The sequence below is a fragment of the Achromobacter sp. FW305-C-28 genome, assembly GCF_058783235.1.
In genome coordinates, this window is sequence record NZ_JBYSYL010000005.1 from 172,930 (window position 1) to 193,757 (window position 20,828).

Genomic DNA, 20,828 nt, shown 5'->3' on the forward strand with positions numbered 1-20,828 from the left:
TAGACCATGGCACACACCATCCGCCAGAAGGAAAAGCTGATTGCGCGCGTGCGCCGCATCCGAGGCCAGCTGGACGGCCTGGAGCGGGCGCTGGAGGCCGAAACGGCCTGCGGCGAAGTCCTGCGCCAACTGGCCTCCGCCCGCGGCGCGCTCAGCGGCCTGACGGCCGAAGTCATGCAGGGGCACCTGGACGAGCACGTCGTCCATGCGGCCACCGAGGCAGAGCGCGAGCAGGGCGCCGCGGAAATGATGGACGTGATCCGGGCCTACATGAAATAGCGGCTGCCGCTGACCTGGCAGCCGTCCCCACGCGCGCCGCGCCCGCCTTCAATGCGGTGCGGCGCGGACACCAGGAGCCTCCCATGCATCCCACCCCCACACACGAACATCTGTTCCTGGGCCAGGACCACCAACGCAACGAACGCCGGGTGTGGTTCGTGATCGCGCTGACGGCCGCCATGATGGCCGTCGAAATCATTGCCGGCAATCTCTACGGGTCGATGGCGCTGGTCGCCGACGGCTGGCATATGTCCACGCATGCGGGGGCAATGCTGATCACCGCGCTGGCGTACGGTTACGCGCGTCGGCAGGCCAGGAACCCGCGCTTCACGTTCGGCACCGGCAAGCTGGGCGACCTGGCAGGGTTTGCCAGCGCCGTGGTGCTGGCGCTGATCGCGCTGTTCATCGGCTGGGAAAGCGTGGTGCGGCTGGCCAATCCAGTGAATATCGACTTTGATCAAGCCATCGCCGTGGCGGCTGCCGGGCTGGCGGTGAACCTGGTGTCGGCGTGGTTGCTGCGTGGATCGCACGGGGCGCATCACGGGCACGGGCATGGACATGCCCATGCGCGGTCGCAGGTGCACTCGCATGATCATGGGCACGCTCATGACGACAAGCACGTCCATGCTCACGAGGACAACCACGCTCATGCCGACGCGCACGTCCGCGACGACCACCGCGCACACGGCCACGCAGACACCCACGCAAAATCCGGCCACGACAACAACTTCCGCGCCGCCTACGTCCACGTACTGGCCGACGCACTGACCTCGGTGCTCGCCATCGGCGCGCTGCTGGCCGGGCGCAGTTACGGCTGGCAATGGGCCGACCCGGCGATGGGCGTGGTCGGCGCCGTGGTGATCGCGCGCTGGTCGTGGTCGTTGATCCGGGACGCGGGTAATGTGCTGCTGGACGCGCCGGCCGAGGGCGGTGAAATTCGCCGGCAGATCGACCAGGCGTTACAGGCGGGCGACTGCCAGATCGCCGACCTGCATGTGTGGCAGGTCGGGCCGGGACACTTCGCGGCGATCGTGTCGCTGGCGGCGCGCCAGCCCCGCGACAGCGCGTACTACAAGGCGCGGCTGGCGCACATCACCGGGCTGTCGCACCTGACGGTCGAAACCCAGGCCGTCTGACGCGAGCCCCAAGACTCTACTCGCAGGCCTGGGCGTCGCGCCGTGACGGGTCGATGCATGCCTGCCAGGTCTTGTCACCAAGCGCGGTGACCGGCAGGAAGCGGGTCATGTCATGCACATACAGGAACACCCGGCCGGGTGTTTCGCGCAGCGCCTGGTGAAAGGGCGCGATCTGCCCGGGGGCCAACACGACCTGGCCCTGCGTATTGCTGCGCCCTTGCATCAGCACGGTCTGCACGGCGGGGTCCCAGGAGGGCAAGGCGTCGTCTTCAAGCGTGTCGGCCGGCACGCGCACCACGCGCCAGGGTTCGTCGGGGATCTCGGTGGTGACGACCGGCGAGGCGCCAGCCGGCACCACCAGCACGCGGTCTGCCTGGGAGGGCGGCACGGCATAGGTGAGCAGGGCGCCGGGCCGGTCGGGATCGGGCCGCGAACGGTACAAGGCGCGCAAGCTGCCATCCGCATTCAGGTCGCGCACCACGGCGCCCGCCGCGCCCGCGCGCAGGTCGATGGTGCGCAGCAATTGGCCTGCTTCGCTGCGCACGAAATAGACGGGGCGGGTGGGGGTGGTATCGCACTGGTCGGCGTACACGGCGCGGATGGCGCCGTGCGCGTCGCGGGTCACGCAGGCCTGGCGCACCAGGTGGTGGCCGGGCGAGAATTCGGCATAGGCGGACAGGCGCCCCTGGGTGTCATAGGCGAGCCGGTAGCCGCCGGCATCCAGCAGGCGGCCGCGCACGATCTCGTTGCGGTCGATGCGGCACAGGCGGCCATCGGCGTCGCGTTGCAGCACGGCGCGGGCGGGCTGCCCGGCCGCGCTGGCGTAGACGCCCCAGTCCACGTCCTCGGTCCAGAAGCGCGGAGTGGGGTCGCCGTCGTTGGCGACCGAGATCAGTTCCGCACGAGCCGGCACGCGTTCACCGCGCAGACCCAGCAGGATGCCTTCGCCGTCCAGGAGCAACGCCAGGGGCTGGGCGCGCAGGCCTTCGGCGGCAGGGTCGGTGTTGAACGGCGTGGTGAGCGGCGGGCACGCGGCCCAGCTCAGCATCGGGACAAGCGCCAGCAGCGTGGCGGCCAGCGCCGGGGCCAGCTTGGGAGTCAGGTCACGCATCGGATCAGCCATGTTGCGCGTTATCCAGAAAGCGCACGACGTCCCAGAATTCCCGGGTGATGGCGCCCAGCCGCAGCCGCGGACCGTCTTCGAACACCAGGAACGGATAGGCATCGCGCTCCAGCGTGCCATCCGGCGGCAGGTGATAGGGCTTGACGCGGTCAGGGTCGTTGAAAAGGCGTTCCAGCCGGCCGCCGCCGTCGATGTGCAGATACCAGGCGCGCAGCGTCAGCGGCGGTTTGCCGGGTGGCGTGTCGGTGTAGGGCCCGCCATCGCCTGCCACCACGGCCTGGCGCAAGACGCCCACGGTCAGGCGGGCGACGCCCTGGAAGGCGATGCCGCCCGATACCGACCCGCCCGGCTGCGCGGCCAGTTGCCGCACGAAGGCCACGGCGCGTGATGACGGCACCACGGTATTGGCGAACAGGCGTTCGATATCCGCGTCGCTGGGGTCGCGCACCGCGGCCAGCCGGGTCAGGTCGTTTTCGAAGTCCTTGACCCACTGCTGGTAGCGCTGGGTCGCGACCTGGCGGTCAAAGGCCTGGGCCGCGGGCGCCAGCGCCAGGCTGCACAGCATGAAGGTCAGGCAGGCGGCCGTGCGCAGGCGGCATGCCGTGAGCCACGCAAGCACGGGAAACGTGAAGGGCATGCCGGGGCCTCCGGGTGGGCGTTGTGGGGGTCTGGCTGTTATGGCTGGGTGTTGTGTCGCATCAGAACCGTATCCGCCGCGGTCGGGCTCGCGGAGGATGCGGGGATTATAGGGAAAGACGGCGTAGGGAAAGACAGCGCCACGCCTGCCACTATCACCACGCTTGCTACGCCAGCGCCTCGCCCGCCAGATCGAACAGCCGGCGCGCGCCGGGCGTCAGCCCCAGCATATGGATGCAGGCGTGCACCATGCCGGGCAGCAGGTGGTCGCGCGCGTCCACGCCGGCCTCGCGCAGCTTGCGGGCATAGGCCTGCCCTTCATCGCGCAGCGGATCGTATTCGCAGATCAGCAGCGTGGCGGGTGGCAGGCCGGCCAGGTCGGCACGCAGCGGCGAGGCATAGGGCGATGCACCGTCGTCCTCGTTCACCAGATAGGTGAACCAGCAATAGCGCATCACTTCTTCGGTCAGGAAGAAATTCTGGCCGTACGCCTGGTAGGACGCTGTTGAAAAGTCGTGGTCCACCACCGGATAGCACAGCAACTGGTGAGCAATGGCCGGACCCTGGCGATCGCGCGCCATGATCGTGGCGGCCGCGGCCAGGTTGCCGCCCGCGCTGTCACCGCCCACCGCAATGCGGGCGGGGTCGATGCCCAGGCGATGCGCGTGCTCGGACACCCAGACCAGCGCGCTGTAGAAGTCCTCGAGCGGAATCGGGAACTTGCTTTCCGGGGCCAGCCGGTAGTCCACCGACAGCACCTTGCATTGCGTCGCGTTGGCGAGCGCGCGGCAGGGGTTGTCGTAAAGCGCCAGCGAACACTGGAACCAGCCGCCGCCGTGTGCGAACACCAGGGCCGGCAGCACGGCATCGGGCGCCGCGCCCTCAGGGGTATAGGCGCGCACGCGGATCGGATGGCCCTCGTGGCCGGGCACCGTCCAGGTGTCGATGTCCGCCACCGCTTCGAGCGGGCCGTGCAGTTCACGCAAGCCGATCTCGGCGGCCTCGCGGCGGGCGGAGAGGTCCAGCGGCGCGGCCACCGACGACAGGCGCCGCAGATAGGTATTGATGCGGGGATCCAACGGCATCGCTCAGCCCTCGCGTGACAGGAACGGCAGCAGGTGCGCCAGGAATTCATCCGGGCACTCTTCCGTCACGAAGTGGCCGCAGTCCGGGATGATGGCGCCGCGCACGTCCGTGGCCGCGCGCTGCATGGTCACCAGCGGCGCGTCGCGGGTGGCATGTTCGGCGCCGATGGCGAGCACCGGCATCGACAACGGCGTGAGGGCGCGCTCGGTGTTCTGGCGCACCGTCTCGGGAATCGCGCGGTAATACGCGAAGCCGCCGCGCAGCCCGCCCGGCGCCGCATACGCATCGATGTACGCCTGCGCCGCCACGCGGTCGCGCCGGTGCGACCACTTGTCGAACATATACGTCAGGTAGGCCTGTTCGCGGCCGGCGATCAGCGCCTCGGGCAAGTCGGGCAGGCGGTTGAACATGAAATGCCACAGGAACACATTGTCGGCCGGCGGCGCGAAGATCGTCGGTTCGGGCGCCAGGCCGGGAATCACGGCCTCGGTCAGTGCCAGGCGCGAGACGACGCCCGGGAAATCGCTGGCCAGCGCATAGGCCACCCACATGCCGATATCGTGCCCCACCACCTGGTAGCGCGCGTGGCCCAGCTGCGTCATCAGCTGATGCAGCGTGGCAGCGATGGCGCCGGTGTCGTAGCCGCAGGAAGGGTGGTCCGAATCACCGGTGCCCGGCGGGTCCACGGCAATGGCCATGTAACCCTGGGCGGCCAGCGCGTGCATCACGTGCCGCCAGGTCAGCCAGGTCTGCGGCCAGCCGGGAATCAGCAGCACGGGCTTGCCAGTGCCGGCGATGGCGCAATGCACGCGCGCGCCGTTGACGATGAGATAGCGATGCGAAAAGTCTGCGCCCGCGGGAAGGTAGGCGTCGTGGGGATGGGTCATGACTGCGTGTCCAGATTCGTTACGGTTGGAGAGTGAATTCAGGCAATGCCGAGCAAGGTGTTGATCTGGCGCTGATCGATCGCGGCGCCGGCGAAGTCATCGAAGATCTTGTCGGTCACCGGAATGATGTGCTGCTTGATGAAGGCCGCGCCTTCACGGGCACCGGTCTGCTGGTCTTTCAGGCAACATTCCCATTCCAGTGCCGCCCAGCCTTGATAGCCGTGGTGCGCCAGCTTGGAGAAGATCGCCTTGAAGTCCACCTGGCCGTCACCCAGCGAGCGAAAGCGACCGGCGCGGTTCACCCACGATTGATAGCCGCCGTAGATGCCCTGGCGCCCGGTCGGATTGAATTCCGCATCCTTCACATGGAACATGCGGATGTGGTCCTTGTAGATGTCCAGGTAATCCAGGTAGTTCAGCTGTTGCAGCACGAAATGGCTGGGGTCGAACAGAATGCCGCAGCGGGCGTGGCCGCCGACGCGTTCATGGAACATCTCGAACGTCACGCCGTCGTGCAGGTCTTCACTGGGATGGATCTCGAAGCACAGGTTCACGCCCTGTTCGTCGCACGCATCCAGCACCGGCAGCCAGCGGCGCGCCAGTTCGTCGAAAGCGGTTTCGATCAGGCCTTCGGGGCGCTGCGGAAACGGAAACAGGTAGGGCCATGCGAACGAGCCCGAGAACGTGCCCATTTCCGTCAAGCCCAGCCGGCGCGAGGCCTGGGCCGCCAGCAGCAGGTTGCGGCGGGCCCACTCGGTGCGCGCCTGCGCATTGCCGCGCACCTGCACCGGGGCAAACGTATCGAACATCGCGTCATAGGCCGGGTGCACGGCCAGTAACTGACCGAAGATGTGCGTGGTCAGTTCGCTGATCACCAGGCCGTGGCCGGCCAGCATGCCGGTGATCTCGTCACAATAGTCCTGGCTGGTCGCGGCCAATTCCACATTGAAAAAGTGCTCGTCCCAGGCCGGCACTTGCAGCGCCTTGAAGCCCAGGCCGGCGGCCCATTCGGCCACGGCGGACAAGCTGTTGAACGGTGCGGCCGCGTCGCTGAATTGCGCCAGGTGGATGCTGGGGCCTTTGAGGGTTTGCAGGGCGGGGGCTTGCTTGGGGGGCGTGTGCATGATGATTTCAGTCCGTGATCCGCCGTGGATCGGCAGATGCAATTGTTTGTCGACTGACAAAGAATAGACCGAAAGCAGGTATGCACGCAAGCGCCGTCGTGCGAGCCGCCATCGCCAAGCGCGGCGGTACACTACGAAAAATCATTCACCTTTCAGGCACGACATGGCAGGCAGACCCCGCGAATTCGACCGTGACACCGCGTTGCAACAGGCCATGCTGGCCTTCTGGCAACATGGCTACGAAGGTACGTCGATGGCCGATCTGGTTGCCGCCACGGGGCTGGCATCGGCGCGTCTTTACGCCGCCTTCGGCTCCAAGGAAGCCCTGTTCCGCGAAGCCGTCGAACGCTACGAAACCGGCGACGGCAGCTTCGCCGAAACCGCGCTGCAATCCGCCGACGTGCGCGAAGCCGTCGAAAAAATGCTGCAGGATGCCGTCGCCACCTACACGCGCCGGGGCCGTCCGCAAGGTTGCATGGTCGTCACCGCCGCCACCAACTACGCGGCCGACAACGAGCCCGTCATGCGCTGGCTGACGTCGCACCGCAAGGCCCGCACGCAATCCATCATCGACCGCCTGGACGCTGCGCAACGCAGCGGCGAGCTCAAGCCCGGCACCGATGTGCAAGCCCTGGGCGACTACTACGCGGCCGTGCTGCACGGGCTGTCGGTGCAGGCTCGCGATGGCGTCAGCCGCGCGCGCCTGCTGGCCCTGATCGGGCCGTCCATGGCGCCGCTGGCCGAGGCCACGGCGCGCCGCTAGGCTTTCCCCGCCAGGCCCGCGAACGTCATCACCCGCGTCGACCCTCCTCATGCGGGCGGCCATCCGGTGCGCCATGCGTCGTTGTTGCCGCTTTTGTAAAGGGCGCACTGCCTGCTTGCGGTGAGTGCCCCGCCACGGCCAGGAACGGTAGTTGCGCAGCTCCGGGATTGACCCAGGCAAGCGCAAAGGAGAACCGACGTGGAAACCGTATCCGACTTCGTGCTGGACCGGCTGGGCCAGTGGGGCGTGCAACGCATCTACGGCTATCCGGGGGACGGCATCAATGGCTTGATCGGCGCCTTCGGCCGCAATGGCAAACTGGAATTCGTGCAGGCCAGGCACGAGGAAGGCGCGGCCTTCATGGCGTGCGCCCATGCCAAGTTCACGGGGCAGGTGGGTGTCTGCCTGGCTACATCGGGGCCGGGCGCCATCCACCTGCTGAACGGCCTGTACGACGCCAAGCTGGACCACCAGCCCGTGGTGGCCATCGTGGGGCAGCAGGCCCGCAGCGCGCTGGGCGGCGACTACCAGCAAGAGGTCGACTTGGTCAGCCTGTTCAAGGACGTGGCCCATGATTTCGTGCACATGGTCACCTCGCCTTTGCAGGCGCGCCACATGGTGGACCGCGCCATGCGCATCGCCATGGAGCGGCGCAGCGTGGTGTGCCTGATCTTCCCGAATGACGTGCAGGACCTGGAGGCCGTGCCGGCGCCACCGCGCGAGCACGGCACCGTGCACACCGGCATCGGCATCACCTCGCATGCGGCGGTGCCGCAGGCGGCCGCCCTGGCCAATGCCGCCGACATCCTGAATCGCGGCGAACGCGTGGCGATGCTGGTGGGCGCCGGCGCGCTGGCGGCCGGCAACGAAGTGCGTGCGGTGGCCGAGCGCCTGGGGGCCGGCGTGGCCAAGGCGCTGCTGGGCAAGGCCGTGCTGCCCGATGCGCTGCCGTATGTCACCGGTGCGATCGGCCTGGTGGGCACGCAGCCCAGCTGGGAGATGATGAACGAATGCGACACGCTGCTCATGGTGGGCACGTCGTTTCCCTATGCGGAATTCCTGCCGCGCGAAGGCCAGGCGCGCGCGGTACAGATCGACGTGGATGGGCGCCAGCTGAGCCTGCGCTATCCCGTCGAGGTCGGCCTGGTGGGCGATGCCCGGCTGACGCTGGAAGCGCTGCTGCCGCTGCTTGAACCCAAGGCGTCCAGCCGCTGGCGCGACCGCATCGAAAAACACGTGCAGCGCTGGCACGAGACCGTCACGGCCCGCGCCATGGTGCAGGCCAGGCCGGTCAATCCCCAGCGGCCGTTCCTGGAATTGTCCAGCCGCCTGCCGCCGCACGCCATCGTGACCTGCGATTCCGGCTCGGCCGCCAGCTGGTATGCCCGCGATGTGCAGTTGCGCGAAGGCATGATGGGCTCGGTGTCCGGCGGCCTGGCCAGCATGGGCTGCGGCGTGCCTTATGCGGTGGCGGCCAAGCTGGCCTATCCGGGCCGGCCGGTGATTGCGCTGGTGGGTGATGGCGCGATGCAGATGTTGGGCATCAATGAACTCATCACCATCGCGCACCGCTGGAAGGATTGGAGCGATCCGACCCTGGTGGTGATGGTGCTGAACAACGGCGACCTGAACCTGGTGACCTGGGAGCAGCGCGTCATGGGCGGCGACCCCCGTTTTGGCGATTCGCAATGGCTGCCCTCGTTTTCCTATGCCGACTACGGCCGCATGCTGGGTTTGGAGGGCATCCGCGTGACGTCGCCCGACGACGTCGGCGCCGCCTGGGACCGGGCGCTGGGCGCAGGCCGCCCGGCCGTGCTGGAAATCGTGACCGACCCCGACATGCCGCCGATGCCGCCGCACATCTCGCTCAAGCAGTTTGGCGCGTACATGGCCGCCTTGCGCAAGGAAGACCCCGCGGTCGGGGCGGCGGCATTGCGCGCCACGATCAAGCAATGGTGGGCGAGCTGAGCGCCGCGACGCGCGGCAACCGCAGCGGGCTTGGTACCCCTGGAACGGGACTTGCGGAGAGGTCAGGCCCCGGGGCAGTCATCGCGCCCGGGGACAGGCCGGCACAGGCCTGATTGAACCGGTCATTTCTTCAAGGAGGTGCCATGACTACACGAAACGGCGACGGCACGACGTTGCGCGAACTGATTTCCGGAACCGAGAACCTGCTGCGCAGCACGGCCAGCTACAGCGGCGCCGAGGTCGAGGCGGCTCGCGATCGCCTGAAGCACCAGCTCGATTCCGCGCGGGCCGAGGCCCGGGGCTTGAAAAAGCGCGCCTGGCGGCGCGCCAAGGACGTGTCCGAGGCCACCGACGGCTACGTGCATGAAAACGCCTGGAAGAGCATTGCCGGGGCGGCGCTGGTGGGTGCGCTGGCCGGGTTGTGCCTGATGTCCGAATACCGGCGCCGCTAGCGCCGCTTCGGCAGTTCCCTATTTCATGATGGACAGCGCGGGAATCCCCCGCACAGGAGAGTAGCGATGGAACAACAGCAAACCACGAATATCGTTGGCGGCCCGAAGACCTCGGCCCAGGGGCCCGGCCCGGAAGTGATGGCGGCCAATACGCTGGAAGGCAACGACGTCTACAACGCCGAAGGCGACACGCTGGGCGACATCAAGGCCATCATGATCGACGTACCGCGCGGGCGCGTCGCCTACGCGGTGCTGTCGCGCGGCGGCATCCTGGGCATGGGCGAAAAGCTCTTCGCCATTCCGTGGGCCGCCCTGAAGCTGGATACCGACCGCAAGTGCTTCGTGCTGCACGTGGACAAGGAAACCCTGAAGAACGCGCCGGGTTTCGACAAGGATAATTGGCCGCGCATGGCCGATGAAACCTGGGCCCGCGACCTGCACAAGTACTACAACCAGGACATCTACTGGTAGGCGCTTTCCACCAGGCGCAGCAGCAGGCGGGCCAGCAGTTCACGTTCCGCCGGCTCGAAGATGGCGCAGGCCTCGTCGTCCATCTGTTTCAGGACGGCGCGGCCTGGCTCCAGCTTGCGCATCGCCGCGGGCGTCAGCGACACCAGGCTGCTGCGCCCGTCGGTCGGCGACGGTTCGCGCCGCACCAGCCCGTCGCGTTCCATGCGCGCCAGCAACTGCGCCATGCTGGGTTGCTCGACCCATGTCGTTTCGGCTAATTCCTTCTGCGTCAGCCGGCCGCCGCCCTTCAATGCCACCAGCACCGGCAATTGTGACGCCGTCACGCCCAGCGTACGCAGCCGCTCGTCGACCTGTTTGGCCATGACGCGGGCGTACTGGTTGATGAGCAGGGTTGGCATCTGCCGGGATTGCCAATCGACGGGGGCGGCCATGAATGTCCTTTTAATTTAATAGGCACCTATGTAATATAGATAGGCACCTATGAAGTTAAAGGAAATGCCGCCATGCCGCAACCCCTCGCCATCGCCATCATCGGCGCCGGCCCCGCCGGCCTGACCGTCGCCAACGTGCTGCAACGCCACGGCTGGCGCGCCCACATCTTCGAGGCCGACGCCGCCCTGGACGCCCGCGATCAGGGCGGATCGCTGGACCTGCATCCCGGCGAAGGACAATTGGCGTTGCACAAGGCGGGCCTGTTCGACGCCTTCATGGCGGCTGCCCGGCACGAAGACCAGGAACAACGCCTGGCCGACCATGCCACGGGCGAGCTGCTGCGCGAGGAAATCCCTGAACCCGGCGCCGGCGATCATCCGGAAATCGACCGCGTGGTGTTGCGCGAACTGCTGCTGCGCCCCTTGCCGCCGGACGCGGTGCGTTGGGGCGCACGCTTGCAGGAGGTCGTGGCGCGGCGCGATGGCCGTTATGACCTGCGATGCCAGGGCGGCCTGGCAGGCCCCTACGATCTGGTGGTGGGCGCGGACGGCGCCTGGTCCAGGGTGCGCGCCGCGCTGACGCCCGTGCAGCCGGCCTACACCGGCGTCACCTTCGTCGAGTTGTGGCTCACCGATGTCGACCGGCGTCATCCCGAGATCGCCCGGCGCGTGGGCCACGGCACTTATTTTTCGATGCATGGCGGCGCGGGCATCGTCGCGCAGCGCAACGGCAACGCCACCCTGCGCGTCTATGCGGCGATCCGAACAAGCCCCGAAGAAACCGACCGCCCCGATCTGGCGCTCGCCGGCATGACGCGCGAAGACCTGTTGGCGCGCTTTCCCGGCTGGGCGCCGTCGCTGTTGGCCATGATCCGCCAGGCGGACCGGATCGCGGCGCTGCGGCCCATCGTCGCCTTGCCGCCGGGCACGCGCTGGCCCCACCGCGCGGGTCTGACCCTGGTTGGCGATGCCGCCCATGTCATGCCGCCGCTGGGCGTGGGCGTGAACCTGGCCATGCTGGATGCGGCGGAACTGGCCGAAGCGCTGGTCGGCGGCGACGACTGGCGTGCCGCGCAGCAGCATTACGAAGCCCGCATGCTGGATCGCGCGGCCGAGATCGCGGCGCAATGCGCGCAGTCGTTCGAGGAAATGTTCGAGCAAGAGGGCGGGCAGGCCTTGCAGGCGCAGTTGGACGCACACCGTCGCTAGCGGCGGGTCAGAGCGGGCAGGAAGCGTCGGCGGCGATGGAACCAGGCGGCCGTGCCGGTTACTAACGCCTGGACCGCCAGCGCCATCAGGGCGGTGGCTCCAGTGCGCCGACGTGCGCACCCCACTGCAGGGAGAGGACCATGCGTGCCGAAGTCTTCCGTCTACGTGTCGCCGAGCTGGGTCAGCGGCTGGGAACGCCGGACCTGCCCGTCAGCGACGCGCAGGTCTGCTCGGTTCAGGTGAACGAATCATGCTGGGTGCACATCAGCTACAACGAAGGGCAGGATCGGGTGCATTGGACCGCGCTGGTGGGCAGTGCCGCCGGTCCGGGCAACGCATCGCTGTTGCGGCATCTGCTTCGCTGCAACATGCAGGGGGCACTGACCGGCGGCGGCTATTTCGGCGTGAGCGAGCTGACCGACGCCATCACCTTTTGCTATCACGAACCGCTGGAGGCCTTGCACGCGCAGCGTTTTGGCGCCGTGTTCGAGTCCTTCAGCGGCATGGCGACCTATTGGACCGCGCGGCTGGCCGAGCGCGCCGCGCGGCAAGGCGCCGCTGAGGACGCGGCGGTCGATTCAAGGCCCGGCGATCCGGGCGCATTGATCAACCGGGCCTGAGGAGAGCGAGACATGGGCATCGAAAGCAATATCCAGAATCCCGTCGGGCTTGAACAATGGCGTCAGATCGCGCAAGCGGGCGACACGACGCGGGTGGTGCTGAACGGCAGCGGCGGCGTCCACGGCCTGAATGCGCCGCACACCGTGCCCGACTACGCGATTCACAATCAGCAGGCATTCGACAACCTGTTCTCGGCGTTGCATGGCGCGGGGCATTCCGACCAGGCGATGGGCGTGCTGCGCGATCTGCTGGAGCGTGCGCGTGATAGCGGCCTGCCGCTGACGTCCGCGCTGGTGCATCAAGCGCTGCACGTGGCCGAGGACTTCGCGCCGCCGGATTGCGCGGCGCTATGCCGCAAGTGGGACGCCATCGGCCAGACAAACGTCTTGTCGCCGCGTACCGACCTGGGTTATGCGTTCCACAGTGAACTCGACATTGTCATGATGAATCGGCTGATCACGCAGTTCGGCGTCGACGCCACGCCTGGGCAGATGCGGCAGGGAATCACTGACATGATTGCCGAACTGCGCGATGCGCAGGGAATCGGCCCGGAAATTCGCGACAAGACCGATTCGGTGCTGCGCATGCGCCTGGAGCAAGTGCGGTTCGGGGAACGAGCCCAACAGCTGGCGGACACCAGACTGGGCAAACTGGAGGATGCCGCCGGCGACGCCTACAAACTGGTGATGGACGGGCAACACCACGATTATGGCGCGGCCTACTTCGAGAACGAACGCGGCTACATGGCGGGCATGTTGAGCGCCCTGAACCTGATGCTGGATGAAGTGACCCAACCACTGACCGCGGACAGCTACGAGGCCTTGCACGATACCGCGGTGGCGGGCGTGCATAAGCGCGACCAGATGGGAACGGGCAGCCTGTTTCAGCAGGGCTATCGGGATAACGAGGGGGTCATGTTCGGCCTGGGCCTGAACAATTGGTCCGCGGATGGAAGGCTGGAATTCGAGGCTTCGAGCAAGGCGAGCGATCCCGAGGCCTGGGTACGAATTCGGACGCATCCCCAGCAAGGGGTGGACTATGTGGTGGCGCAGGCCAAACCGGCGCAGCAATGCCGGGAGAAGGCGGCCGCCATCATCCAGACCTATCACGATGAGCTTGCCCTGGCGCAGAACGAAGACGCCAAGCTGGCCTGCATCGCCAAGTGTTGCCAGGATCTGGACCAGCATCACCTTTTCGCCGACGGCAACATCCGCACCGCCGCGTTCCTGACGCTGAACAAGCTGCTGCTGCAGAACGACATGAGTCCAGCGCTGTTCAAGGACCCCAATGTGCTGGACATGCATTCGATCCAGGAGATCGTCGGCTTCATCCGGGCAGGGCAGGCGCAGTACGCCGCGTTGCTGTCGGCCTGACGGGCTCAGTCCGTGACCAGGTACGCCTGCCCGCCCGGTTTCAGATAGGGCGTCAGATCGCTGAACGGCACCAGCGCCAGCGTGCCCAGGCAGATGCCCGACGCATGGCCCACGCCGGACACCGACAGGCTCAGCGCACCGGGCGCCTGGGTGCCCAGCACCAGGTTGTCGGGCCACAGGCTGGCGCAGCCGTCCTTGGAGGGGTCCTTGGTGGTGCCTTCGGCTTCGGCGGCGGCCAGCGTGCGTTGCACCGTGGCCGCGATGTCCACCAGGGTTGCGCTGGCCTGGGGCCGTCCGCGGCCGCCGGGCGCGTAGGCGTCGAAGACGCGGTTCCAGTCCAGGTATTCACCGCGCAGCAGGTCGTAGGTGTAGGGCTCGAAATGGTTGTCGGGGTGCGCGCCGCCGCAATCCAGGCTGCCGCTTTCGGTCACCGTCATCAGTGCGTGCGACAGCCAGGTGACGGTGATGACCTCATCGTCGAAATTGCCCAGCGTGCCCGCGTTGGGAGAATCGCCCATGCGGGTATAGGCCTCGGCCTTGCATTGCAGCGCGCCCAGGCTCTTTCGCCAATGGCGCTGTTCCAGCAGGTGATTCACGCGCGCGCGGACCTGTTCATCCGGGTGGCGCGTCAGGCGCGGATACGGAAACTGCGTGCGCGGATCGCGCCACATGCGATAGGCCACCGCGCCCTGGCTGATTTCATCGCCCACCGGTTCGGCGTGGCCGGTCAGCTTCAGCGTGTCGTAGGGGGCTTGTGCGGCATTGATCTCGGGAAAGGTGGCAATGCCGTTGTGGACTTCGGTGGCCGGCCGTGCCTTGGGGTCGTATGCGGCCACGCGGCGCAGTTCGAATGCGCGCGGCTTGCCGCTGCGCGCATCCGTCCAGGTGCCGCGGTAACCCTGCGCATCCAGCGTGCCTTGCCAGGTGGCCGCGGTGGGCGGCGTCTCGGCCGCTGCCGTATTGCCCGGTTGATTGCGTTTCCAGAAGGGCGGCGGTTCCGCCAGCGCCTGCGCGGTGCCGTGCAGGGGAATGTCGACGCCCGTCTTCGGGTAGAAATAGCGCCCGTTCAGCACGCCGTTCGCGGCCGCCTGTGCGTCCAGTTCCATCACGACCTCGCCGGCGCCTTGCAGCGTGCCGGTGTAGACGATCTTCGGGGCGGCATGGGCGTTGCCCAGGGCCACGCAGGCCAGCGCGGCAAGCAGTGAGCCGTGCAAACGGGTCGAGAAGCGGGACATCGGATCGCCGTCCAGGAGTTTGGGGGTCGGATCAATATACAAGAGCCGGCCGATCGCGTCATAACGCGATAGATAAAAAGCCAACCAATACGGTTGAAAATAGACCGTTATGGTTTATCATGCGGAAATCGCCTGCGACGCGACCGTCACCTGGCGGCCACGTCAGCGCCTCAACGGAACCGCAACGGCATGCCCACGCTTTCTCAACCCGACTCCCGCGCCGAACTCCCGTCCGGCATCCCCGCCGACATCATCGACCATGCCGCCGCCTTGTTCGCCCGGCGCGGCTTCGACCAGACCTCGATGCAGCAGATCGCGGATGCGGCCAAGCAATCCCGCGAAACCCTGCTTACGCACTTTGCCAGCAAGTTCGCCCTCTACGAAGCCGCCATCGACACGCTGCGCGCCCACATGCGGCAGGTGCTGGCCGACGTGCGCGACCTGCCCGTCGGCCCCGAGCGCGACCGCGCCGTGGTCGAGGCGGGCGTGCAGTTCACCTACGACTGGCCCGGCGTATCCGCCCTGTCCAGCGGCATTGCCGACAGCGAACCTGATGGCGATCCGCAACTGGTCGAGATCGGCATGATCGCGTACGAAGCGCTGGGCATCGACGTCAAGCAGCTGGACATGGAACGCATCGTGCGGGTGACCTGTGCATTCTCGGGCATGGGCATGACGGCGATGCAGGCCGTGCGCGCGGGTCTGACGCGCGAATGGCGCGCCCACATCGTGCAGACCACCATGGACGCGCTGCGACCGGCCGCTAGCCTGCCGGTTCCCACGCCCCGCACTCCGGCCTGACCCCCAGGCGCACGCCGTCGCCGCGCACCTGTTCTTCACCTTGCTGCGGGGCGTCGGCGGCAACATCGAATGCGATGCCCAGCGCGCTTGCCACGCGGGCGTCTTCGATCGGCAATTCCCACGTCAGGAACACCTGCGACAGGTCCCGCGCATCGGGAAAATCCGCCTCGTTAAAGCGGCTGGCCCCGCGCGGCACCACGCCGTGCGGCTGGCACGTATCGAACAGCACGGCGGTGCCTCGCGTCAGCGCAATGCGCTGGCCCGTGCCGGGGTAGATCAGGTCCAGCCCCTTGTCTTCGCTGATGAACAGATTGCAGAAGGCCGCGCTGCCGTACTGCATGCCGTCGTGGTGATAGCGCGCGCCGCGGCAGGCCATCAGCGCGATGTCGCTGGCTGCCAGCACGTCGCCCAGGCCCAGCGCGGCGGTCCATTCGCGCATGGCCTTGAGGCACAGGCCGTAGTCGGGCCAGCGCGTCATGGTGCGCGCCAGGGGCATCTGTTCCACATCGCCGGGTTCCAGCGCCAGCCGCGACTCGATTTCGCGGGTCCAGTCGGCTGCGAGGCGGGCGGGGGGCTCGGGCACGTCCAGCGTGGCCGTGGCCACGCGGGCGCTGACGCTGCGGCTGCGTATGACGTCGCCGCTCCAGAAATAGGAGGTCAGCGCTTGCGGGGAAGGAAAGAGGGCGGGCATGGCGGCGACCATGTTACCGCCTGGGGCGGGTGCCCGGGGGCGGCCCCGCCCTGTCATCAGGTCCTGGGCCCGCGCTGCAGCCGGTAAGGTTGCCGCATGCCCTGGGGCCGGAAGATCAGCACCGCGATCAGCGCCGCGCCGATCAGCATCAGCCGCAGGGCAGCGAGCTGGGCGGACGTCAGCCAGGTTGTGTAGGCGTCGAGATACCGCGTGCCCTCCAGCAGCAATACCACCGTGAAAGCGCTGGCCAACACTCCCACATGGCTGCCGCGGCCGCCGATGATGACGGCCATGAAGGCATAGGCGGTGATGATGGCGCCGAATTGCGTCGGGTCGATGTACTGGTAGTAGTAGGCGTGCAGCCCGCCCGCCAGCCCGATGGCTGCGCCGCCCGCGGCGAACAGGCGAATGCGAAAGCCCAGTACGTTCTTGCCGGCCGTGGCGGTCACCACCGGATCGTCGCGCAAGGCGCGGGCGGTGCGGCCGACGGGCGAACGGGTCAGGATCTGCGCCAGGATGAACACGACCACGAGCGCGGCGACCGCCACGGCCAGGAAGGCGCCGTCGCCCTCGACCGGCCGCGCGATGCCCGAGATGCCCAGGCTGCCGCGGGTCCAGCGGTCTTCGTGGATGGCGATCAGTTTCAGGCTTTCGGCAAAGCCCAGCGTGACGATGGCCAGGTAGTCGTCGGCCAGCCGGATCGACACCAGGCTGACCAGCGCGCTGAGCCCGGCGCTGGCGGCCACGGCCGCGGCCAGCGCGGCCCAGGGATTCCAGCCCGCCTGGGTCAGCAAGGCAGCCACGTAGGCGCCCAGCATGTAGAAGCCGAACAGGCCGAAGTTCACCAGCCCCGCCAGGCCCCATTGCAAATTCAGGGCCAGCGCGGGAATGGCGGCCAGACACACCAGCGTCAGAATCGAAATCAGGTAGGGAGTCATCGCGTTACCCAACGGGAACCGAACAGCCCGGCAGGGCGGAGCAGCAGGCACAGCGCCATCAGCGCAAAGGCCACCACGGCGCGATAGTGCGGCGGCAGCCACAGCGTGGACAGTTCGGCCGCCACGCCCAGCAGCAGCGCGCCCGGCACGGCGGCCAAGGGCTGGCCGATGCCGCCCAGGATCGCGGCGGCAAAGACGGGCAGCAGGTAGTTCCAGCCCATCAGCGGGTCGACACCGATGTCCAGCCCGACCAGCAGGCCGGCCAAGGCGGTCAGCACGCCGGCCACGGCCCAGGTGGCGGCGACCACGCGGCCTTGCGAGATGCCGCGCACGGCGGCCAGCGGCGCGTTGTCGGCCACCGCCCGCATGGCGCGTCCTAGCCGGGTGTGGCGCAGCAGGAGCCACACGGCCACCAGCGCTGCCACGGTGACGGCCAGCGTCAGCACCTGTTCCTGGTTGATGCGCAGGCCGGCCAACCGGATGGGCCGCGAGGCGGCCACCTCATAACCACGGGTGGCGCCGCCGGCCACCAGCCGCACGGCGTTCTCCAGCACGAAGGCCAGGCCCATCGATGCCACCAGCAAGGCGACGCCGGAGCGATCGCGCAGGGGGCGAAACACCAGCCAGTCCGCGGCCAGGGCCAGTAGCGCGGACCCGGCGGCGCCCGCCGCCACGGCCGCGGGCAACGGCCAACCGGCCAGCGCGTTGAAGGCCCAGATGAGATAGGCGCCTGCCGTCAGCATGGCGCCGATGGCAAAGTTGGCAAAGCGCAGCACGCCGAATGTCAGCGACAGCGCCAGCGCGGGCAGCGCCACCAGCAGGCCTGTCACCAGGCCATTGAACAGCAGTTGGATCACGTCGCGACCCCCATGTAGAGCCGCTGGAAATCGGGATCGGCCAGCAGCGCCTGCGGCGTGTCGACGCGCCGCACTTGTCCCGCGGCCAGCACCGCGACGCGTTCGGCCACCGACAGCCCCAGCTTGACGTTCTGTTCGATCAGCAGCAGCGTGGCACCGTCCATGCGGATGCGCGCGATGGCCTCGAACAGCAATCCGGCGTTGCGCGGCGACAGCCCGGCCGACGGCTCGTCCAGCACCAGCAGGGCCGGGCGCGGCATCAGCGCCGCGGCCATTGCCACCATCTGCCGCTGGCCGCCGCTGAGCAACCCGGCCGGCGTGGCCAGCCGCGGACGGATCTCGGGGAACAGCGCCAGGACTTCCTCGACCCGCGTGCGCCAGCCCGCGCGGGCGCGCCGGTCCAGCAGGAATTCACCGCCCAGGCGCAGGTTTTCCAGCACGCTCAGATTGCGAAACACATTGGCTTCCTGCGGCACGTAGCCCATGCCGGCGCGGGCCCGCGCCGGCGCATCCAGTTGCGTCACGTCGCGTCCGGCCAGCCAGACCTGGCCGGCCCCGGGTCGCAGCAGGCCGACGACCGTCTTCATCAAGGTGGATTTGCCGGCGCCGTTGGGGCCCACGACCGTCAGCGCGGACCCTGCCGGCAGGTCCAGCCCGACGCCGTGCAGGATGGTGGATGCGCCATAGCCGGCCTCGATGCCGCGCAGTGCCAGGCCGCTATGTTCGGGGGCGGCGCTCATGCCGGTTCTCCCAGGTAGGCCTGCATGACGCGGTGGTCGGCGGTGACCTCGGCAAAGCTGCCGCGCGTGAGGACAGTGCCCTCGGCCAGCACGTAGACCTGGTCGCACAGGGCGGCGATGACGTCCATGTTGTGTTCGACGATGGCGAACGCCACGCCTTCGCCGCGCAGCGCCAGGATCAGGTCGCACAGATCGTCCATCAACGCCGGGTTGACGCCTGCCGCGGGCTCGTCCAGCAGCACCAGGCGTGGCGTCAGCATCAGGGCGCGGGCGATCTCCAGCAGTTTCTTCTGCCCGCCGGACAGGGCGCCGGCCGGGCGGTCGGCGTGAGCGTCCAGCCGCACGCGCCGCAGCAGCGCCTCGGCCCGCGCGATCAGCGCGGCCTCGTGGCGGCGTACGTGGCCGGGGGTCAGAAACACCCGCCACAGAGCGTCACCGGGATGGCCGGGCGAGGCGATCAGCAGGTTTTCCAGCACGGTCAGGCTGTCCAGTTCGCGCGCGATCTGGAAGCTGCGCGCCAGGCCCAGGCCGGCGCGTTGGTGCAGCGGCGTGCGGGTGATGTCGTGGCCGTCGAACTGGATGCGGCCGGCGTCAGGGCGGCGCACGCCGGCCAGCACGTCGAACAAGGTCGACTTGCCGGCCCCATTGGGGCCCACGATGCCGGTGATGGCGCCGGCGGGAATGGCCAGGCTGGCGCCGTTCACCGCGGTGACGCCGCCAAAGCGCACCACCACGTCATCGGCGCGCAGCAGCGGGGAAGCGGGGGGCGGCGTCAATTAATGCAAGACCTCGAGCAGCTGGTTGGCGCCGTTCTTGATGACGAAGTGGCCGAACTCGCGGTTGAGCTGGTCGCCGTTGGGCGTGAACGTGAACTGCGAGCCGGCGCCGCTGTAGGCCACGGCCTGGCCGGCGCGCAGCGCCTTCAGTCCGTCGACTGGCGATTCCACCCTGGTGCCCTGGCCATTGGCCACCAGCGGGATGGCCGCGGCGTAGCGCGCCGGATCGGCGCTGCCAGCCTGTTCGATCGCCAGCGCCAGCACCGAGATCTGGTCCCAGACATTGGATGGAAAGATCGCCAGCGTGGCGGGGTCGATGCCGGCGGCTTGCGCAAAGCGCTTGTAGGCCGACGAATTGATGGGCGGAATCGACTGGATGTGGTGGATGCCTTCGGCCACGTCGCGGCCCACGGCCTTGATGAAGGCGCCTTCGGCGTCGGCCGCGGACGAGTTGGCGTAGATCGGCGATTCAAAGCCGGAACGGTAGACCTCGCGGGCAATCGCCGACAGGTCGGGCAGGTAGCTCGGCACGAACACGGCGTCGGGCTTGCGCGCAAAGACCTTTTCCACTTCGGCGCGGTACGAGGCCTGGTTGGGGTTGTAATAGACCACGTCCAGGATTTCGCCGCCCTGCGCCTTGAAGGTCTCGGCAAAGGGGTTGGCCAGGCTCAGCGTGAACGGCGTCTGCAAGGCCAGCACCGACGCGCGGCGGCCGCCGGCCTTGTGGATGGCGCGGGCAAATACCGGGCCCCAGTCGCTGCCGCGCGCCTGGAAACGGTACACCAGGCCCTTGTTGTCGCCCTGCGTCACTTCATCGCCCGAGCCGCTGACCAGTAGCGGCACGCCGCGCTCCAGCGTGATGGGCTTGATGGCCATGGCGACGGCACTGCTCCATACCCCGGCAATCGCGATCACCTTGTTCACGTCCAGCAGCTTGCGCACCGCGGCCACGCCGGCCGTGGGGTTGCTTTCGTCGTCGATCACCACCACTTCCAATGGCCGTCCGCCCAGCACGCCGCCGGCCGCGTTGATGGTCTCGACGGCCTTTTGCGCCGCGTTCGCCATGCCCTGGCCATAGGGGCCGCCGCCGCCGGTCAGCGGCGCCAACACGCCGATGCGCACGGGCTCGCCGGTGGCGGCGCGCGTCAGGCGCGGGATCAGCGGCAGCGCCAGGGCGGCAGCGGACAGGGACAGGAAGTGGCGGCGGTTCAGCGTGGGCATCGACATGGCG

At 68.1% G+C, this 20,828-nt stretch carries 23 protein-coding genes; 10 read left to right on the forward strand and 13 right to left on the reverse strand.

Annotated features, from left to right (window positions below; translation table 11 throughout):
- Positions 1–6 precede the first annotated feature (6 nt).
- Positions 7–279, forward strand: a complete 273-nt coding sequence (locus AC3WMR_RS15015; protein ID WP_025139120.1) for a metal/formaldehyde-sensitive transcriptional repressor — start codon at positions 7–9, stop codon at positions 277–279.
- Positions 280–362: 83 nt separating this feature from the next.
- A complete protein-coding gene (gene dmeF, locus AC3WMR_RS15020) occupies positions 363–1,415 on the forward strand; it encodes a CDF family Co(II)/Ni(II) efflux transporter DmeF (protein WP_492264397.1) in 1,053 nt (350 codons plus the stop codon).
- Between the two features lie 16 nt (positions 1,416–1,431).
- Here the strand turns inward: dmeF and AC3WMR_RS15025 are convergent, their stop codons facing one another.
- The 5 genes from AC3WMR_RS15025 to AC3WMR_RS15045 form a co-directional block, all read right to left on the reverse strand.
- Positions 1,432–2,538: a hypothetical protein gene (locus AC3WMR_RS15025; protein WP_492264396.1), complete on the reverse strand. Its 1,107-nt coding sequence runs from the start codon at positions 2,536–2,538 to the stop codon at positions 1,432–1,434.
- Positions 2,531–3,175, reverse strand: coding sequence for a hypothetical protein (locus AC3WMR_RS15030; protein WP_492264395.1), 645 nt, complete (start codon positions 3,173–3,175; stop codon positions 2,531–2,533). Before AC3WMR_RS15030 ends, AC3WMR_RS15025 begins: the two co-directional genes overlap by 8 nt.
- A 166-nt stretch (positions 3,176–3,341) precedes the next feature.
- On the reverse strand, positions 3,342–4,259 hold the full coding sequence (locus AC3WMR_RS15035) for an alpha/beta hydrolase (RefSeq protein ID WP_492264394.1): 918 nt from the start codon (positions 4,257–4,259) through the stop codon (positions 3,342–3,344).
- Positions 4,260–4,262: 3 nt separating this feature from the next.
- Positions 4,263–5,147 carry an alpha/beta fold hydrolase gene (locus AC3WMR_RS15040; RefSeq protein WP_492264393.1) on the reverse strand — a complete coding sequence of 295 codons (885 nt, stop codon included), beginning with the start codon at positions 5,145–5,147 and terminating at the stop codon, positions 4,263–4,265.
- Positions 5,148–5,185: 38 nt separating this feature from the next.
- Positions 5,186–6,241, reverse strand: a complete 1,056-nt coding sequence (locus AC3WMR_RS15045; protein WP_492264511.1) for a sugar phosphate isomerase/epimerase family protein — start codon at positions 6,239–6,241, stop codon at positions 5,186–5,188.
- Positions 6,242–6,434: 193 nt separating this feature from the next.
- Between AC3WMR_RS15045 and AC3WMR_RS15050 the strand changes: the two genes are divergently transcribed.
- The 4 genes from AC3WMR_RS15050 (at position 6,435) to AC3WMR_RS15065 (ending at position 9,925) form a co-directional block, all read left to right on the forward strand.
- Positions 6,435–7,034, forward strand: a complete 600-nt coding sequence (locus AC3WMR_RS15050; RefSeq protein ID WP_492264392.1) for a TetR/AcrR family transcriptional regulator — start codon at positions 6,435–6,437, stop codon at positions 7,032–7,034.
- A gap of 198 nt (positions 7,035–7,232) precedes the next feature.
- Positions 7,233–9,002: a thiamine pyrophosphate-requiring protein gene (locus AC3WMR_RS15055; RefSeq protein WP_492264391.1), complete on the forward strand. Its 1,770-nt coding sequence runs from the start codon at positions 7,233–7,235 to the stop codon at positions 9,000–9,002.
- A gap of 143 nt (positions 9,003–9,145) precedes the next feature.
- The gene (locus AC3WMR_RS15060) at positions 9,146–9,454 is read left to right on the forward strand and encodes an ElaB/YgaM/YqjD family protein (protein ID WP_492264390.1); all 309 of its coding nucleotides are present in this window, start codon (positions 9,146–9,148) and stop codon (positions 9,452–9,454) included.
- A gap of 66 nt (positions 9,455–9,520) precedes the next feature.
- Entirely contained in the window at positions 9,521–9,925 is a 405-nt protein-coding gene (locus tag AC3WMR_RS15065; protein ID WP_175191281.1) for a PRC-barrel domain-containing protein, read from the forward strand.
- Here AC3WMR_RS15065 and AC3WMR_RS15070 read toward each other — a convergent pair.
- Positions 9,916–10,356 (reverse strand): MarR family winged helix-turn-helix transcriptional regulator, encoded by a 441-nt coding sequence (locus tag AC3WMR_RS15070; protein ID WP_492264389.1) that lies wholly within the window; start codon positions 10,354–10,356, stop codon positions 9,916–9,918. The two genes, AC3WMR_RS15065 and AC3WMR_RS15070, sit on opposite strands and share 10 nt — an antisense overlap.
- Before the next feature lie 72 nt (positions 10,357–10,428).
- Here AC3WMR_RS15070 and AC3WMR_RS15075 point away from each other — a divergent pair, with 72 nt between their 5' ends.
- The 3 genes from AC3WMR_RS15075 to AC3WMR_RS15085 all read left to right on the forward strand — a co-directional run bounded on the left by AC3WMR_RS15075 (position 10,429) and on the right by AC3WMR_RS15085 (position 13,559).
- Positions 10,429–11,565: an FAD-dependent oxidoreductase gene (locus tag AC3WMR_RS15075; protein ID WP_492264388.1), complete on the forward strand. Its 1,137-nt coding sequence runs from the start codon at positions 10,429–10,431 to the stop codon at positions 11,563–11,565.
- A gap of 140 nt (positions 11,566–11,705) precedes the next feature.
- Positions 11,706–12,185 carry a type III secretion system chaperone gene (locus AC3WMR_RS15080; protein ID WP_492264387.1) on the forward strand — a complete coding sequence of 160 codons (480 nt, stop codon included), beginning with the start codon at positions 11,706–11,708 and terminating at the stop codon, positions 12,183–12,185.
- Between the two features lie 12 nt (positions 12,186–12,197).
- The gene (locus AC3WMR_RS15085; RefSeq protein ID WP_492264386.1) at positions 12,198–13,559 is read left to right on the forward strand and encodes a hypothetical protein; all 1,362 of its coding nucleotides are present in this window, start codon (positions 12,198–12,200) and stop codon (positions 13,557–13,559) included.
- A 5-nt stretch (positions 13,560–13,564) separates the two neighbouring features.
- On the opposite strand, the gene AC3WMR_RS15090 is transcribed toward AC3WMR_RS15085, so the two are convergent.
- Entirely contained in the window at positions 13,565–14,794 is a 1,230-nt protein-coding gene (locus AC3WMR_RS15090; RefSeq protein ID WP_492264385.1) for a hypothetical protein, read from the reverse strand.
- Between the two features lie 189 nt (positions 14,795–14,983).
- Between AC3WMR_RS15090 and AC3WMR_RS15095 the strand changes: the two genes are divergently transcribed.
- On the forward strand, positions 14,984–15,595 hold the full coding sequence (locus AC3WMR_RS15095) for a TetR/AcrR family transcriptional regulator (protein ID WP_492264384.1): 612 nt from the start codon (positions 14,984–14,986) through the stop codon (positions 15,593–15,595).
- On the opposite strand, the gene AC3WMR_RS15100 is transcribed toward AC3WMR_RS15095, so the two are convergent.
- From AC3WMR_RS15100 to AC3WMR_RS15125, 6 genes are read right to left on the reverse strand one after another with little or no spacing between them, the layout of a single operon-like run.
- Positions 15,558–16,298: a hypothetical protein gene (locus AC3WMR_RS15100; protein ID WP_492264383.1), complete on the reverse strand. Its 741-nt coding sequence runs from the start codon at positions 16,296–16,298 to the stop codon at positions 15,558–15,560. The genes AC3WMR_RS15095 and AC3WMR_RS15100 overlap by 38 nt on opposite strands.
- A gap of 44 nt (positions 16,299–16,342) precedes the next feature.
- The gene (locus AC3WMR_RS15105) at positions 16,343–17,224 is read right to left on the reverse strand and encodes a branched-chain amino acid ABC transporter permease (protein ID WP_492264382.1); all 882 of its coding nucleotides are present in this window, start codon (positions 17,222–17,224) and stop codon (positions 16,343–16,345) included.
- On the reverse strand, positions 17,221–18,081 hold the full coding sequence (locus AC3WMR_RS15110) for a branched-chain amino acid ABC transporter permease (RefSeq protein WP_492264381.1): 861 nt from the start codon (positions 18,079–18,081) through the stop codon (positions 17,221–17,223). Before AC3WMR_RS15110 ends, AC3WMR_RS15105 begins: the two co-directional genes overlap by 4 nt.
- Positions 18,078–18,821, reverse strand: a complete 744-nt coding sequence (locus tag AC3WMR_RS15115; RefSeq protein ID WP_492264380.1) for an ABC transporter ATP-binding protein — start codon at positions 18,819–18,821, stop codon at positions 18,078–18,080. The genes AC3WMR_RS15110 and AC3WMR_RS15115 overlap by 4 nt, the downstream gene beginning before the upstream one ends.
- Positions 18,818–19,597 carry an ABC transporter ATP-binding protein gene (locus AC3WMR_RS15120; protein WP_492264379.1) on the reverse strand — a complete coding sequence of 260 codons (780 nt, stop codon included), beginning with the start codon at positions 19,595–19,597 and terminating at the stop codon, positions 18,818–18,820. Before AC3WMR_RS15120 ends, AC3WMR_RS15115 begins: the two co-directional genes overlap by 4 nt.
- Positions 19,598–20,818 (reverse strand): ABC transporter substrate-binding protein, encoded by a 1,221-nt coding sequence (locus tag AC3WMR_RS15125; RefSeq protein WP_492264378.1) that lies wholly within the window; start codon positions 20,816–20,818, stop codon positions 19,598–19,600. It abuts the gene before it with no gap.
- Positions 20,819–20,828 lie beyond the last annotated feature (10 nt).